We start from the raw sequence: 14,370 nt of genomic DNA on the forward strand, positions 1-14,370 counted from the left end.
CAAACACTACATCTAGTGTCTTGAAGTGCATTAGGCACTAAGTATAGGGAAATATTTGATAATTGGTAAGCCATTTATGACAAATATTTATTAGTACTTTTACTAAGTTTTCCACTTATTTTGGGGTCATTTTGGTGCGAATTTTTTGGCCCGTTTTAGACAAAGGCTAAAAAAGTAAGCGTACGCTCACATACAAAAGGAAGACTATCTAGGGCTTAGACCAAAAGGCAGTCGTTCAAGAGGAATGCTTGTCTCTTTTTGGAACTTTTTCCAGTCAAAATAAATTCCAGGATCGGTTTTGCGATCAGGCGCAATGTCGCTGTGTCCCGCAAATTGCAAATGAGGATATGTGACTGCCAATTTCGCAATGAGATTTACCAAGACTTGATACTGAGCAGCTTCAAATGGCGAATCGCCATCCCCCTCCATCTCAATACCAATCGAAAAGTCATTGCACCTTTCCCTGCCAAAAAATGATGAAACACCAGCGTGCCAAGCCTTGTACTGCGTAGAGACAAACTGAATTAAATCTCCAGAGCGGGCAATCAAAAAATGGCTGGATACCTTTTGATCGGCAATCTCAGCAAAATAAGGATGCTTGTTAGGGTCCAGCTTATTTTGGAAAAAATCAACAATATGCTGACTAGACGATTGATTTCTGAATTCACCTGGCGGAAGACTAATGTGATGAATCACAACTAGATCAGGAATAACATTTTCTGGTCTAAGGTCTTGGTTAGGTGAAATTCTCCATTGCGCATCGCCAACCCAACCATCCGAATCTAGGGCATGAAGATGTGCTTTTGAGCAATAAAAACGGTCTTCACAAGTGAATGCTTCTGACTTAGGTAAGTGCACCTTACAGCACTGACACTGCACCATCACCTCCGGTACAGTCACCTTCTCAGGCTTATTTCTATTGGGTTTAGGGGAGTTTTCTGCGTTGAACTGTGCTTGCTTCTTACCCTTAATCCAAAGATAAAAAAGGCCAGCCCCTGCAAATAATAAAAGCCACTTAAACAATGGTTAAGCTCTCTGCAGAATGACTTCAACTACAAAACGACTGCCGACATATGCAAGCAACAAAGCGGTATAAGCACTTAATACCCATCGAATAGCAGCTCTGCCACGCAGCCCCACTCGCCAACGCGCTATCAAAAGACCGGCAAACAAAAACCAGGAGACCAAAGCAAAAATGGTTTTGTGATCAAACATTAAAGGTTTGCCAAACAGCGTTTGCGAAAAGAGTAGGCCTGAGAAGACCGTCAAACTCAAAAGCGCAAAACCAACATAAAGCAAATTGAACAAAAGACTCTCCATCGTCATGAGCGGAGGTAGATCCTCCAACCAATGAGCAAGGCGGCCATTCGGAATGATTGCCAACTGACGATGCAACGCGCGATCCTGAACGCTCATGAGCATGGCATGCATCGCCGCCAGACTCAGTAAGCCCACTGAAACAGTAGCCACCACGAAGTGTCCCTTAAACCAAGGATCTGAAACCGCTTTAGGTGAAAGTAAGGTTCCTGGAAAAACAGTCGGCAGAAATGCACAAATGAGCGCAAACATTAAGGACATCCAACGTAAGCTTGAGATAGGTAAAAACCAAGATTGAAACCAATAAAAGGCTAGGCCAACCCAAGCAATCAAGGATAAATCTTGCGCAAAACCAAATACAAAGCCTTGGGGAGTGAAAACTGAGTCATGCAATTGCACCCCATGAATCACCAAAATCACAAAAATAGCAGCCTGTACCAGAGCGCTAGAGAGTCCAGACTCCACGCCGCTCTTGGCTTTGAAGCTCAAAACCAGCAAAAGCACTAAATAAAGTGCAGAAGGGAGCCATCCGTAACTTGAGTAACCTAAAATATCCATCTGGAAAGTCTAATCGATAAATGCTAGAAAACCTCACCGACCGCCTATCACGCGTTGTTAAAACAATGCGGGGCCAAGCCCGCCTCACTGAAAACAATACTGCAGAAATGCTGCGGGAAATCCGTTTAGCCCTGCTAGAGGCCGACGTAGCGCTGCCAGTAGTGAAGTCACTACTTGAGCAAATCAAATTTAAAGCCCTTGGCGAGGAAGTGGTTGGAAGCCTCAGCCCTGGACAAGCTTTGGTTGGCGTAGTTCAACGTGAGCTCGCCCAAGTCATGATGGGCGACACCAATCAAAGTGGCGAACTCAATCTCGCTACCCAACCTCCCGCAGTCATCTTGATGGCCGGCTTACAAGGTGCGGGTAAAACGACATCGGTTGGCAAACTCGCCAAGTGGTTGCAAGAAAAAAAGAAAAAGAAGGTTCTGACTGTTTCTTGTGACGTCTATCGTCCAGCTGCGATTGAGCAACTAGAAACTGTTACCAAGCAGGTTGGCGCCGAGTTTTTTCCGAGCGACATTAGTCAAAAACCAAATGACATTGCTGTAGCTGCCCTAGATTGGGCACGCCGCCATTACTTTGATGTAGTGATTGTGGATACTGCAGGACGTCTTGGTATTGATGAAGCGCTCATGCAAGAAATCAAAACTTTGCATGCCAGCCTCAATCCAATCGAAACCTTGTTCGTAGTTGACGCCATGCTTGGTCAAGATGCCGTCAATACCGCTAAAGCCTTCCATGAAGCGCTCCCACTCACCGGCGTGATCCTAACTAAGCTAGATGGTGACTCTCGCGGTGGTGCGGCGCTTTCAGTACGCCAAGTAACCGGTGTTCCACTCAAATTTATCGGTGTCGCCGAGAAGATGGATGGTCTAGAGGCATTTGATGCTGAACGCATGGCCAATCGCATTCTGGGCATGGGCGATATTCTGGCTCTAGTTGAGCAAGCCCAGCAACACGTTGACGTTGCCAAAGCAGAAAAATTAGCTAGCAAGATTTCTAAAGGTGGTTTTGATCTAGAAGATTTTCGAGATCAACTGATGCAAATGCAAAAGATGGGTGGCATGGCGAGCTTGATGGACAAATTACCCAGCCAAATGGCGCAAGCTGCCTCCAAAGCAAATCTCAGCAATGCAGATAAACAAACTACGCGTATGCGCGGCATTATTGATAGCATGACTCCTCGCGAGCGCAGAAAGCCTGAATTACTTAAAGCCAGTCGTAAGCGTCGCATTGCTGCCGGCTCCGGCGTAGAAGTGCAAGAGGTCAATCGCCTGCTAGCTCAGTTCGAGCAAATGCAAACCATGATGAAGCAATTCAAGGGTGGAAAAATGGCGCGCACCATGGCCACCATGGCTGCAAAAGGAGCCGCCAAGGGTATTGGCGGGCTCTTTAAGAAATAATTAATTAACTAAGCTCTTTGCTGCTTGAACTGCAGCAATCACTTTTGCTTTGATGTCATTTAGTGGCATGTTCTGGGACTCTGCATCAGTCCGGCCCTTAAATTCTACTTGAGAGTCTGCCAAGCCACGATCGCCGATCACCACGCGGAATGGTGCTCCGATCAGTTCCCAATCAGCAAACATCGCGCCTGGGCGCTCATTCCGGTCATCCAGAATCACATCAATTCCAGCCGCTAATAGCTCGTCATGCAACTGATCGCATGCGGCTTTAACTGCTTCTGATTTCTCGTAACCCATTGGGCAAATGACCACCTCGAACGGCGCCATTGAGATTGGCCAGATAATGCCTTTCTCGTCATGACCCTGCTCAATGGCAGCACCAAGCAAACGAGTAACGCCAATCCCGTAACAACCCATCACCATTGGCTGAGCTTTGCCCTGTTGATCTAAGTAAGTGCAACCCATTGCTTCCGAATAACGAGTGCCCAATTGAAATACATGCCCGACTTCAATACCGCGGCAAATATCCACAACCCCTTTGCCATCCGGTGATGGATCGCCCATCACTGCGTTACGAATATCCAGCACCAAAGGCTCAGGCAAATCACGACCCCAGTTCACGCCAGTCAAGTGATGACCAGCATCGTTAGCGCCACAGACAAAGTCAGCCATATTGGCAACGGTGCGATCAGCAACAACAGTCACTTCAGCACTCACCCCAACAGGACCTAAATAACCTGCTGGTGCATTGCAAGCTTGTTTAATTTCTGCTTCAGTAGCAAAGCGTGATTCTGTCATGCCAGGAATCTTGCTCGCCTTCACTTCATTAAGCTCGTGGTCGCCACGCACCAGCAACATAAATAGTTTGGCCGGACCTTTTTCTTGATCAGCAGCAAACAATAATGACTTTACTGTGCTCTCAAGAGGAATATTTAAGAGCTTCGCTACATCTGCGCAATTTGTCTTGTCAGGCGTTGGCACTTTGGCCATCGCAGCAGTTGCAGCGGCACGTGTAGCAATTAAAGCTAAAGACTCAGCCGCCTCTAAATTAGCTGCGTAGTCAGAACTAGGGCAATACACAATCGCATCTTCACCAGTATCAGCAATCACGTGAAACTCTTGACTACCAGAGCCCCCAATGGCGCCATTGTCTGCGGTTACTGCACGGAACTGCAGACCCATACGCTTAAAGATACGGGTATAAGCATCAAACATGATTTGATAGGATTTCTTGAGACCCTCAACATCACGATCAAATGAGTAAGCATCTTTCATGCTGAATTCGCGACCACGCATGATGCCAAAGCGCGGACGACGCTCATCACGGAACTTAGTCTGTATCTGATAAAAGTTCACTGGCAATTGCTTGTAACTCTTAATCTCATTGCGAGCCAAATCGGTAATCACCTCTTCAGAGGTTGGCTGAATCAAAAAATCACGATCATGGCGATCCTTGATGCGCAGCAACTCCGGACCCATCCTTTCCCAACGACCAGTTTCTTGCCACAATTCAGCAGGCTGAATCATTGGCATGAGTAATTCAATTGCGCCAGCACGATTCATTTCCTCGCGAATGATGTTTTCTACTTTACGGATAACCTTCAAACCTAGCGGCAAATAGTTGTAAATGCCTGCGCTGAGCTTACGAATTAAACCTGCACGCACCATAAGTTTGTGCGAAACCACCTCAGCGTCGGAGGGGGCTTCTTTTAGCGTGGCGAGAAATGATTGTGATGCTTTCATGTATGGATATAATCAAATCGTTGATTTTAAAGGATTTGAGGCACGATCATGCTTGACCGTGAAGGGTATCGCCCGAATGTCGGCATTGTCCTCCTCAACAGCCGTAACGAGGTTTTCTGGGGAAAACGCGTTGGGCAGCATTCGTGGCAGTTCCCGCAGGGCGGGATTCAGCATGGTGAAAGCCCTGAACAGGCTATGTACCGCGAATTGCAAGAGGAGGTTGGCTTACTGCCGGAGCATGTCCAAATTATTGGACGCACCAGGGATTGGCTTCGCTACGACGTCCCTGAGGAATACTTGCGCCGTCAACACGCCACTCGGGTCCATAGGGCAGCATACCGTGGTCAAAAACAAATTTGGTTTCTCTTGCGTCTAGTAGGTTTAGATAGCGATATCCAACTTCGCGCTTCAGAACACCCCGAATTCGATGCTTGGCGCTGGGTCCCCTTCTGGATTCAATTAGATGCCGTCATTGGCTTTAAGCGTGAAGTTTATCAACTCGCGCTTTCAGAATTAGCGCGTTACCTCTCTCGAGGCATGCGCATGCACCAGCTTGCCTGGGGATCTCCTCTTGATTTAATTCAGTCTTTTTACGATAGCTCTCACGAACATCCGAAAGACGACAACCCAAACGATCAATCCACATGACTATTTCTTTGAAGCGCTTTTACCTCTCCTGCTGTACCGCAATCCTCGGCCTTGCATTATCTGCATGCGGCGGAGATACCCTCATTAGTGGCGAAGATCCATTTGCACCCATGGTATTTAAGGAGGGTACAACTACTATGCCCTTAAGCCCACCGAACCAGGCTACCTTACTGCCTTTTTATGTTTCTCAGCGCACTATCTTTAAATTTGCAGTGGATACTGACTCGATACTAATTGGCGCAGATGGTGTCACACGATATATTGTTGTTATTAGCAGCCCCAGCGGAAGCCAACAAACGCAATATGAGGGTATTCGCTGCGATTCTTTTCAGTGGCGTCTCTATGGCACTCTAGAGAACGGTGTTTGGAAAGAAAATCCTTTGGGTAGCTGGAAAAATATTCAAAGCGATATACCCAATCGCTATCAGGCTTCGTTAGCGCAAGGGGCTTTTTGCAACTTTAGCAATCAAGAAAAGAACATCAAAACCATTTTGCATTCTCTTAATCCGAATGGCTTTATTGGCGGGCAAAAGCCAACCAATTCAAACGGTATTCAATAAAAAGCTGAGTACTAAGTACGTGGCGCTTACTTAGTACTCAAGTAGGTGCCTATTTTCTCGCCCGCCATTAAGCGAGTAAGCACATGAGGTTCGCGCCCAGAGGCAATCACGGTAGCTGCGCCGGTTTGTACGGCAATCTTTGCAGCCAACACCTTAGTCAACATACCGCCCTTACTGAGCTCACTAGCGGCACCGCCCGCCATTTTTTCTAAAGCAGGATCTCCCGCAATAGCATCCGCAAGCAAGGTGGCATTTGGATTTTGACGTGGATCTGCAGTAAACAGACCGCCTTGATCAGTCAAAATCACCAAAAGATCTGCATGAATTAAATTGGTTACTAAAGCGGCAAGGCTGTCGTTGTCACCAAACTTAATTTCATCGGTTACTACTGTGTCATTCTCGTTAATGATGGGAACTACGCCCAACTTCAACAAAGTATCGAGGGTGGCTCTAGCATTTGCATTACGTTCAGAGTCGGCCAAGTCTGCGTTGGTTAGCAAGACCTGAGCACTGCGGAGATTGAAACGCGCAAAACAGCTTTCATAAACCTGAACCAAGCCCATTTGACCAACTGCAGCAGCGGCTTGCAGTTGATGAATTTCTTGTGGACGCTTAGTCCAACCCAGACGCTGCATGCCTTCAGCAATAGCACCTGAGCTCACCATCAATACCTCATGACCAGCCTTTAATAGCCCAGCCATTTGCTCAGCCCACATTGCAATCGCAGCATGATCCAAGCCTTCACCATTATTGGTGACTAGGCTAGATCCCACTTTGACAACAATCCGTTGAGTTTTTTTAGCGTTCATGGCAAAAGGCGAATGAAATATTTAATCTGGTTTTTTATCTTCTAGCTGGCCTTGATAACGCGGATCTTGAGCGCGCTCATCCGCATCATCTCGGTCACGACGTACAGAATCCAAATAATCCTGCAAGGAATAGCAAAGCTTATCGCAACCCAAGCCTGTTAAGGCTGAGATCTCGAAGACAGGGCCTTTCCATTTAAAGCGCTTTATAAAGTCAGCAACTACCGTCTTGCGATCTTCTTCTGGAATCATGTCCACTTTATTTAAGACTAGCCAACGTGGCTTCTCAACCAAAGCTTCGTCGTACTTACGCAATTCATTCACAATCGCTACAGCATCTGCTACTGGATCAATATTCGCATCAAATGGAGCAATATCAACCAAATGCAGCAAAACCCCTGTGCGTTGCAAATGGCGCAAGAAGCGATGACCCAGACCAGCGCCTTCAGCCGCACCTTCAATCAAACCAGGAATATCAGCAATTACAAAACTGCGCTCAGCTCCCACACGCACTACACCCAAATTTGGATGCAAAGTGGTAAATGGATAATCCGCAATCTTTGGACGCGCATTCGAAACTGCAGTAATCAATGTAGATTTACCCGCATTCGGCATACCCAATAAACCAACGTCGGCCAATACTTTTAATTCGAGCTTCAGCTTACGACGTTCACCTTCTTTGCCATTCGTCTTTTGACGTGGCGCTCTATTCGTACTGCTCTTAAAGTGAATATTGCCCCAACCACCAACACCGCCCTGCGCCAAACACAGGCGCTCACCATGAGTAGTTAAGTCAGCAATGGGTTCACCAGTTTCATAGTCGGCAATGATTGTGCCAACTGGCATCCGCAACTCGATATCGTCACCGGCTCGACCATAGCAATCGGCGCCACGACCAGGCTCACCATTTTTTGCAGTGTGTGTTTTTGCGTAGCGGTAATCAATCAGAGTGTTGATATTGCGATCGGCTATTGCCCAGACGCTGCCGCCTTTGCCGCCGTCACCACCATCAGGTCCGCCAAATTCAATGAACTTTTCGCGGCGCATAGAGGCACTCCCGGCACCACCTTGCCCAGCTATCACTTCAATACGTGCTTCGTCTATAAATTTCATGAATAAAAAAGGCCTCGCTTAGCGAGGCCTGTTCCTAAGAGTTAAATTCGGAATAAATCTGAATCAAACGTGTCTCAGTCAGGCTACCTTATGAACGAGGCAAGACTGAAACTTGGGCCTTCTTCAAGGCACCCTTAACGCCGAATTCCACTTGTCCGTCAATCAAGGCAAACAAAGTGTGATCCTTACCAATACCAACGTTAGCACCTGGATGAACACGTGTGCCACGTTGACGAATGATGATGCTGCCAGCATTAATATGCTCGCCGCCAAATACCTTAACGCCTAAGCGTTTCGATTCTGAGTCGCGGCCATTTCGTGTTGAGCCGCCGCCTTTTTTCTGTGCCATATCTTTCTCCTACCCTGAATTAGGCTTTAATCGTGTTGATCAAAATTTCAGTGAAATTCTGACGATGGCCTTGGTGCTTTTGATAATGCTTGCGACGGCGCATCTTAAAGATTGTCACTTTATCGTGACGTCCCTGGGAGACGACAGTGGCCATCACAGCTGCACCATTAACCAATGGATCACCTAATTTCAGTGAAGCGCCTTCGCCAACGGCGAGGACTTGGTCAAGAGTGATTTCGCTGCCGATTTCCGCTGGTATCTGTTCTATTTTCAATTTTTCGCCTGCAGCAACTTTATATTGTTTGCCACCGGTTTTTATGACCGCGTACATGGTTTGAAACCTCAATTAATATCTACATTCAAGCTAATCCACCCTGGACCAGCTAAGCCGATTATTATATCTTGCATGACGAGCACTGTCAAAACCAATGACTTAAGCCAAATTCTGGCCCCAATTGCCTTAGATTTCAAGGCCTTAGACGAGGTTATCCGTCAGCGTTTAGCCTCAAAAGTCGCCTTAATTGACCAAATCTCGAGCTATATCATCCAGGCTGGCGGCAAGCGGGTCAGGCCTGCCCTACTGATGTTGGTAGCCAAAGCCTTAGCCAATGGTAAAGAAACACCCCACACCCTAGAAATGTCGGCTGTAGTCGAATTCATCCATACAGCCACCCTGCTTCATGACGATGTGGTGGATGAGTCCACTCTCAGAAGAGGTCGTGAGACTGCCAATGCCGCTTTTGGCAATGCGGCCAGCGTTCTAGTGGGCGACTTCTTATATTCCCGAGCCTTCCAAATGATGGTTGGCCCAAATGACCTTCGAGTCATGCAAATTTTGTCAGACGCAACCAACACGATTGCCGAAGGCGAAGTTTTGCAACTTCTCAATATGAATGACCCAGAAGTGGATGAAGCAAGTTATTTGCAGGTCATTCGCTACAAAACAGCCAAGCTTTTTGAGGCCTCTACTGAGCTAGGCGCCATCTTAGCTAATGCCACCGATACACAACGGGAACAAGCCGCTGCATTTGGACGTCACATCGGTACGGCTTTTCAGTTAATGGATGACTTACTGGACTACACCGCTAATGCTGCACAGATGGGAAAAAATGCTGGGGATGATTTACGCGAAGGTAAGCCTACGCTGCCACTGATTTACTTACTAGAGAATGGTAGTAACGAAGAACGTCTTTTGGTACGCGCAGCAATTGAGCAAAACCAAGATTTACCAGATGATGTGTTTGCGCAAATCCTTGCCGCCGTCCAAAATTCTGGCGCTCTAGATTACACCCAAGCTGCAGCAAAACGTGAAGCAGATCTCGCTTTGGCCTGCCTAAAAGACTTCCCGTCAAACGAAGCCAGTGCTGCATTAGAAGCTCTGTGTGCCTACTCTCTTACGAGACAAACTTAAGTTCCCAAAGTATTCAATCTGAGTTCACGCGCAGTCATTCGCACCTGTTCCGCCTCTTCACGCAAACGTGCAATTTCTTGCGGTGATAACTGCTCTAGATTGGAATAATCCAATTTCCACGATGGATCTTCCGACCATACCAATGGTGATTGAACCGTTGTGCGGGCTGCAGGAGCTGACTCTAAAAGCCGCAAGGCCAACTCAAAATTTAAATCTTGTGAAGAAACGTCATTTGGTTTTGCGGCGGCATTACCCAAGGGAAAATCACTAAATAAGAACCGCGGCACTCCGCAATACTCAACGATATCTTTAGCGGCGCCCATCACGACTGTTGAAATTCCTGCAGTCTCTAAATAACGCGCTAATAAACTTTGGCTCTGATGACATATTGGACAATTCGGAATTAATACCGCCACATCCACACCATCAGCTTTCAGCATTTCTAAAATGCGAGGAGCATCAACCTCTAGTGTGTGGCGCTGACTCCGATTGGTCGGTAAACCATAGAAGTTTTCTGAAACCGCACCTATCCTTCCAGCTGTAAGCGCTCGTTTAGCAGCGTCCAGTGGGAACCAGCAATTACCGTCTTCCATATTGGCATTCTTGCGATCAACCCCCACATGGGCAATTCGTAAATCGATACTTCCTTCGCTCGACTGTTGATAGGGCTGATAAAACTTGGCTGCAGCATTGTAAGGAGCGCCCTGGCCTTGAGGTCCTTTACTGGGGTCATGAGGAACGGCGGTAGTAATGAGACCCAAGACAGATTGTGCAAGTGGCTTTTTCAGCGGAGTAAATGGCACATCAACGTAGTGAGCCCATACATAAGGATGCTCATAACCCAAACCCAAGTAGTAACTGCGGGTTCGATCTATATAGCGAATCGGCTGATCCTGTTCTGGTGCAAATATGAGCTCAGAAGCCTTAGACATCAATTCATCCCTGTAAGATATTGCATATCAAATATTTAACATCATAGGAACTCATTATGGCTCAGTGGCTTAGATTTCAGCATCAAGGAAAAGGTGGTTTAGGGCAAGTAGAGGGCGACCAAATTGCAGTGTATGAAGGTGATTTATTTAAAGCTCCTAAGCCCACTGGTGAATCGCTCAATCTTGCTGATGTAACGATTGACATCCCATGCACCCCTTCTAAGATGGTTGCCATGGTCGATAACTTCCATGCACTAGTAACGAAGCTTGAGCATGCCGTACCTACAGAGCCTTTGTACTTTCTCAAAGGTAACAACTCCTTCTTGGCAGCCAACCAAGTGATTCGAACTCCCAAGTCCTATTCCGGAAAAGTCGTTTATGAAGGGGAGCTTGGTATTGTGATCGGCAAACGCTGTCATGAAGTAGATGAGGCGGAAGCAGCTAAAGCCATCTTTGGCTACACCTGCATCAACGATGTCACCGCCATTGAAATCCTGAACCGCGACCCTGGTTATGCACAGTGGACTCGCTCTAAGAGCTTTAATACCTTTGGCGTATTCGGCCCTTACATCACTACCGATGTAGATCCGAGTAAGCTAACGATCAAAACCATTCTCAATGATCAAGAGCGTCAAAACTATCCGATTGCGGATATGATTTTCGCGCCCGAAAAATTAGTGAGTCTGATTTCCCATGATGTACCGCTTGAAGCTGGAGACATCATTGCCTGTGGCACTTCCGTTGGCGTTGGTTCCATGAAGCCTGGCAGCAATGTCAGCATCATTATTGATGGCGTTGGCCAACTAGATAATCGCTTCGAGTAATACTTCGAATAACTTCTAGCGCTAAAACAAAAACCCTTGCTATGTTCAGTAGCAAGGGTTTTTTATATGGAGAAACTTTACTTTTTTAGTAGCCCGATACCGATGGCAATGCCAAACTTCCCTTAGAAGCCTGAACGTTTTCATCCAAGTACTTAGTCAAAGCAAATACAGTATTTAAGCAAGGTGTTGGGGTTTGGGTGATCTTGCCTAACTCAATCACCGACCCTAACAAAGCATCAATCTCCAAGCTACGGCCCGCTTCCAAGTCTTGCAACATCGAGGTTTTGTGCTTACCCACTTTTTCAGCGCCAGCGATACGACGCTCGATATCTACACGGAAAGTCACGCCCAACTTCTCGGCAATCGTCTGCGCTTCGGCCATCATGTTGCGAGCCAACTCTTTGGTCAATGGGTATTGGCAGATGCCTTCCAAGGTTCCATGCGTCAGAGAGCTAATTGGATTGAAAGTCATATTGCCCCAAAGCTTGAGCCAGATCTCCGAACGAATGTCATCCAAAATTGGAGACTTAAATCCAGCTGAGCCCATCATCTCCGATATCTTCTGAATGCGCTCAGTAGTCTTGCCGTCCAACTCACCCAGTGGGAAGCGATTACCTTCAACGTGACGAATGACACCGGGAGCCTGCGTAAAGGTTGCTGGATAAACGACGCAACCAATAATGTTGTCTGGGTTTATGGCATTCTTAGCAACACCACCAGCATCTACCGTTTCTACTGCATGATCTTGATACTCGCCGCTTAACTTCTGGAAATACCACCAAGGAATTCCGTTCTGCATTGGGATCAAAATAGTTTTGGGACCCATGATGGCCGCCAAATCATCAATGATCGGCTCCACTTGATGAGCCTTCACCGCAAGAATCACAACATCAGGAGTTTCGGCATCACCAATTTTTTCCACCGCTTTAACTTGGGCAACCAAAGGCTCTGGTTGGTCATCCATAATTAAAGCCAGACCACGCTCTTTAATTGCGGCCAAAGTAGCACCGCGCGCAACAACCGTTACCTCATTGCCCGCTCGCGCCAACATGACAGCTAAGTAGCCGCCAATAGCGCCACCCCCGCCGATCACACAGATTTTCATAGGAACTCCATAAGAATAAAAAATTTTGTATTACTGTCATATTAGAGGAGAATATTTTGCGGTGCAACATTTTCTTATTTGCATTATTTTTAAGCAAATGATGCTCTAAACGGCTTTTAATGAGTCTTTTGGTACCAGGCTTCCCAAAATCATGCCGACAATGCTGGCAAATAGACCGGCTAATTGGGGCGGTAAAATGGCATTCGGAGCCAACATCTCACAACTAATCCAGATGGTTAAACCTCCAACTACAGCCAATAATCCCCCCAAGGAGTTAGCTCTAGGCCAGTACACCCCAAACGCCAATGGCACAAAGGCGGCAACCAGCGTCACTTTATAGGCGCTCTCTACCATCTTAAAAATAGAAAGCTCCGAGTTCACCGCAAAGAAAGTGACCACCACAGCAAAACACAAAACCGTAATCCGCATGACCTTTAACAAATCATGATCAGATAAATGCTTGAAAAAACCTCGCACAATATTTTCAGCAAAGGTTACCGATGGCGCCAATAAGGTAGCGCTGGCACAGCTCTTAATAGCCGAGAGGAGTGCGCCAAAGAACATCACTTGGGCAATGAGTGGGGCATGGTTGAGAATTAGCTTAGGCAAGATCATCTGTGGATCGGTGGAGAGATATTCCTTGACCAAATCCGGGCTAATTAAGGTTGCCGAGTAAGCCAAATACATCGGCACAAAAGCAAAAATAAAATAGAGCACGCCGCCCAGCAGAGCTGCTTGGACAGCAATGTTCACATTCTTAGATGAGGTAATTCGCTGAAAGACATCTTGCTGCGGAATAGATCCCAGCATCATGGTGCATAAGGCAGCAACAAAGCCCAAGATCGAAGCTAAATTCATATCCGGCCAGAAGTTACTAAATTGGCCAGCAGCGGCTGCATGCTCAATCACCACGCCTATACCGCCAGTCTGCGAAGTCATCTCACCACCGATATAGAGCATGCCGACCACAATAATGATCATCTGAATGAAGTCCGTAATAGCAACCGACCACATTCCGCCAAATAAGGTGTAGATCAATACACTAGCGGCACCAATCATCATGCCGCCCGTCTGAGAAATGCTTCCTTCAGACACAACATTAAATACCAGGCCCAGAGCTTTAATTTGCGCAGCAACCCAACCCAAGTAAGAAACAACAATACAAAGGGTTACTAAAACCTCAACTGTGCGGCCATACTTCTCGCGAAAAAAATCACCGATAGTGAGCATGCGACGGTTATAAAGATGGCGAGCAAAAAAGAGTCCCACCAAAATTAAACAAAGAGAGGAGCCAAAGGGATCTGCAACCACTCCCCCCAATCCTTCTTTTAAAAAAGTGGCCGGAATTCCTAAAACGGTTTCAGAGCCAAACCAGGTCGCAAATACGGTAGCGGTAACAATAGGCAAAGGCAGGCTATGACCAGCCGCAGCAAAGTCAGCAGTATTTTTGACTCTTAGGGCTGCCCATAAGCCAATGCCGACTGAGATAACCCAGTAAATAATGACAAACCAAATTAGCACGCCCAAATACTCCTTGTGAAATTTGATGAAATTATATGGCTATGTCACTTTTGGTAGTTAGCAAAAAGTACCCATTTGGA

14 protein-coding genes and 1 pseudogene are annotated in these 14,370 nt (G+C 46.8%); 5 read left to right on the forward strand and 10 right to left on the reverse strand.

Annotated elements, in window-relative coordinates:
* Positions 1-204 precede the first annotated feature (204 nt).
* Entirely contained in the window at positions 205-1,023 is an 819-nt protein-coding gene (ampD, locus tag VC182_RS06320; protein WP_323484861.1) for a 1,6-anhydro-N-acetylmuramyl-L-alanine amidase AmpD, read from the reverse strand.
* 3 nt (positions 1,024-1,026) lie between these two features.
* Entirely contained in the window at positions 1,027-1,875 is an 849-nt protein-coding gene (locus VC182_RS06325) for a cytochrome C assembly family protein (RefSeq protein WP_216121572.1), read from the reverse strand.
* A gap of 20 nt (positions 1,876-1,895) precedes the next feature.
* Here VC182_RS06325 and ffh point away from each other — a divergent pair, with 20 nt between their 5' ends.
* A complete protein-coding gene (ffh, locus tag VC182_RS06330) occupies positions 1,896-3,278 on the forward strand; it encodes a signal recognition particle protein (RefSeq protein ID WP_216121570.1) in 1,383 nt (460 codons plus the stop codon).
* Here the strand turns inward: ffh and VC182_RS06335 are convergent, their stop codons facing one another.
* Entirely contained in the window at positions 3,279-5,021 is a 1,743-nt protein-coding gene (locus tag VC182_RS06335; protein WP_323484862.1) for a proline--tRNA ligase, read from the reverse strand.
* Between the two features lie 48 nt (positions 5,022-5,069).
* Between VC182_RS06335 and VC182_RS06340 the strand changes: the two genes are divergently transcribed.
* Positions 5,070-5,669 (forward strand): RNA pyrophosphohydrolase, encoded by a 600-nt coding sequence (locus VC182_RS06340; protein ID WP_072583366.1) that lies wholly within the window; start codon positions 5,070-5,072, stop codon positions 5,667-5,669.
* A complete protein-coding gene (locus VC182_RS06345; protein WP_323484863.1) occupies positions 5,666-6,229 on the forward strand; it encodes a CNP1-like family protein in 564 nt (187 codons plus the stop codon). The genes VC182_RS06340 and VC182_RS06345 overlap by 4 nt, the downstream gene beginning before the upstream one ends.
* 38 nt (positions 6,230-6,267) lie before the next feature.
* Here VC182_RS06345 and proB read toward each other — a convergent pair.
* The 4 genes and pseudogenes from proB to rplU form a co-directional block, all read right to left on the reverse strand.
* Positions 6,268-7,038, reverse strand: a pseudogene (gene proB, locus VC182_RS06350) (glutamate 5-kinase); the annotation flags it as partial.
* Between the two features lie 21 nt (positions 7,039-7,059).
* Positions 7,060-8,148 carry a GTPase ObgE gene (obgE, locus tag VC182_RS06355; protein WP_072583369.1) on the reverse strand — a complete coding sequence of 363 codons (1,089 nt, stop codon included), beginning with the start codon at positions 8,146-8,148 and terminating at the stop codon, positions 7,060-7,062.
* Between the two features lie 88 nt (positions 8,149-8,236).
* Positions 8,237-8,497 (reverse strand): 50S ribosomal protein L27, encoded by a 261-nt coding sequence (gene rpmA / locus VC182_RS06360; RefSeq protein WP_011902041.1) that lies wholly within the window; start codon positions 8,495-8,497, stop codon positions 8,237-8,239.
* Positions 8,498-8,516: 19 nt separating this feature from the next.
* Positions 8,517-8,828 carry a 50S ribosomal protein L21 gene (rplU, locus tag VC182_RS06365; RefSeq protein ID WP_011902040.1) on the reverse strand — a complete coding sequence of 104 codons (312 nt, stop codon included), beginning with the start codon at positions 8,826-8,828 and terminating at the stop codon, positions 8,517-8,519.
* Between the two features lie 75 nt (positions 8,829-8,903).
* Here rplU and VC182_RS06370 point away from each other — a divergent pair, with 75 nt between their 5' ends.
* On the forward strand, positions 8,904-9,908 hold the full coding sequence (locus VC182_RS06370; protein ID WP_072583370.1) for a polyprenyl synthetase family protein: 1,005 nt from the start codon (positions 8,904-8,906) through the stop codon (positions 9,906-9,908).
* Here the strand turns inward: VC182_RS06370 and VC182_RS06375 are convergent.
* Positions 9,905-10,840 (reverse strand): glycine/sarcosine/betaine reductase selenoprotein B family protein, encoded by a 936-nt coding sequence (locus VC182_RS06375; protein WP_072583371.1) that lies wholly within the window; start codon positions 10,838-10,840, stop codon positions 9,905-9,907. The two genes, VC182_RS06370 and VC182_RS06375, sit on opposite strands and share 4 nt — an antisense overlap.
* A gap of 56 nt (positions 10,841-10,896) precedes the next feature.
* On the opposite strand from VC182_RS06375, the gene VC182_RS06380 reads away from it, so the two are divergent.
* Positions 10,897-11,664: a fumarylacetoacetate hydrolase family protein gene (locus VC182_RS06380; protein WP_072583372.1), complete on the forward strand. Its 768-nt coding sequence runs from the start codon at positions 10,897-10,899 to the stop codon at positions 11,662-11,664.
* Between the two features lie 85 nt (positions 11,665-11,749).
* On the opposite strand, the gene VC182_RS06385 is transcribed toward VC182_RS06380, so the two are convergent.
* Entirely contained in the window at positions 11,750-12,769 is a 1,020-nt protein-coding gene (locus VC182_RS06385) for a 2-dehydropantoate 2-reductase (RefSeq protein WP_072583373.1), read from the reverse strand.
* Positions 12,770-12,874: 105 nt separating this feature from the next.
* Positions 12,875-14,290, reverse strand: coding sequence for a sodium:solute symporter family protein (locus VC182_RS06390; protein WP_072583444.1), 1,416 nt, complete (start codon positions 14,288-14,290; stop codon positions 12,875-12,877).
* Positions 14,291-14,370: the final 80 nt, after the last annotated feature.

It is taken from the genome of Polynucleobacter sp. AP-Nickl1-40-C4 (assembly GCF_035012665.1).
Classification (GTDB): domain Bacteria; phylum Pseudomonadota; class Gammaproteobacteria; order Burkholderiales; family Burkholderiaceae; genus Polynucleobacter.